Raw genomic sequence first — 1,606 nt, forward strand, 5'->3', positions numbered from 1 at the left:
TCGCTGGCTGCCTGTAGCGAGGATAGGGTGTTGTTGAATCTGGGCGGGGAGCCGCCGGCTGATCCTGCGGCCTTTTCCCGTATTCTGGAAATTATCGGTGTTGATGAGGACGCGCTAGCCATGGCGCGAACCCGTTTTCGCTTTTATCGTTCTCTGGGGCTTGCCATCGAGCACCATGATATGCGCCATCGCCAAACATGACCGTTACTGCACCGCATGGACAAGCTTTGCCCGACAACCTGCCTGTCCTGACCGAGGTGGTCGAAACCGAGTTGCCGGTTTCCGCCTCTTTTTCTGAGGCGGAGCCTTTCTCCAGCCAGCACTTCGGTGCGCCGCTGGATTTGCCGCCGGCGTTAACGCAGGCGCTGCCCCCTGTGCTGGATGTTACGCCGGGTGATACCTTGTTCGAGTCGCTGCCTGCCATCGATCTTGAGCTGGGTGCAGGGTCGGCGCATCAAACAGAAAAAGACGAGGCACTTTTTTCCGAACTGGTGCCTGCCGATAACTGGCTTGATCACACCGCGCCACCGGCCTCGGTCGATAGTCTGCTGGAAGACTTCGACTTTGCCTTCGACGCTCCAGATCCGGCATTGGCGCTGTCCGCAACAGCGCCATCCTCCTCTTGGCAGTCTGATGTGCCCGATCTGGATCTGGCGAGTCTGGTGCCAGATGCTCCCGATGAGGAAATGCAGCCTTTGCCAGGTTTCACCGGCTTGCCGGCTGCGGATGCACGCTCCGATTTTAGCCCGCCATCGCAGCCGCCTGCTTTTGCGGCGGAGGCCGGGCATGGATTGCCGCTTCAGCCGGAGATTGAAGTGGCCGGTGATGCCGGTGCTGATGGAAGAGCCCGAGCCTGTTGTGATGCCGGTGCTGATGGAAGAGCCCGAGCCTGTTGTGATGCCGGTGCTGATGGAAGAGCCCGAGCCTGTTGTGATGCCGGTGCTGATGGAAGAGCCCGAGCCTGTCGTGATGTCGGCAGTGGCAGTGGCAGCGTCCGCGGTGATGCCTCTACTTGATCAGACACAGGCTGTCGCCAGTTCGATCGAGCCTCCGGCAAGAAAGCAAAACATTGCCGTAGTGGATGAGGCGGCGTTGCTGGATGCGGTTTACCAGCGCATTGTGCCGCGCATGAAAGTCGAACTGACCTTGTGGCTGCAGGATGCGATCGAGGTGCAGAGCAAGCATATGCTCGCCGGCGTGATGCAGCAGATGAAGGAAGATTACGACATGCTGTTTGGTGAGACGTTACGGGAAAGCGTACGTCAGGCCATTGCCGATATTGGCCAGAATGAACAATGCAAGGATAACAACAATGGGTAACCGCCTCTCCAAGATCATGACCCGTACCGGTGACGATGGCACTACCGGCTTGGGCGACGGCAGCCGTCTGGGTAAGGAGTCGCCGCGCATTGCCGCATTGGGTGATGTGGATGAACTTAACTGCTGCATGGGTTTGTTGCTGGCGGAGTCCTTACCCGAGCATGTGGCCGTTTTTTTAGGTGCAGTGCAGCATGATTTGTTTGATCTGGGTTCCGAGCTGGCCGTGCCAGGCTATAGCGCGCTAAAAGAGGGGCATGTAGCCAGGCTTGAGCAGTTTTTGACTGAA

4 protein-coding genes are annotated in these 1,606 nt (G+C 58.3%); all 4 read left to right on the forward strand.

Translation table 11 applies throughout. The features are described 5' to 3' along the window. Nucleotides 1–201 (forward strand): DNA polymerase III subunit chi (locus EGI20_RS18470; RefSeq protein ID WP_498633154.1); only part of this gene is annotated, 201 nt, incomplete at its 5' end. Beyond that, nucleotides 198–1,016: a hypothetical protein gene (locus tag EGI20_RS18475; protein ID WP_498633156.1), complete on the forward strand. Its 819-nt coding sequence runs from the start codon at nt 198–200 to the stop codon at nt 1,014–1,016. The genes EGI20_RS18470 and EGI20_RS18475, both read left to right, overlap by 4 nt. Then, nucleotides 1,003–1,320, forward strand: coding sequence for a hypothetical protein (locus EGI20_RS18480; protein WP_498633157.1), 318 nt, complete (start codon nt 1,003–1,005; stop codon nt 1,318–1,320). The genes EGI20_RS18475 and EGI20_RS18480 overlap by 14 nt, the downstream gene beginning before the upstream one ends. Further along, nucleotides 1,313–1,606: ATP:cob(I)alamin adenosyltransferase (locus EGI20_RS18485; protein ID WP_498631425.1), on the forward strand; the 294-nt coding region annotated here is incomplete at its 3' end. The genes EGI20_RS18480 and EGI20_RS18485, both read left to right, overlap by 8 nt.

The sequence above is a fragment of the Aquitalea sp. S1-19 genome, from assembly GCF_024343515.1.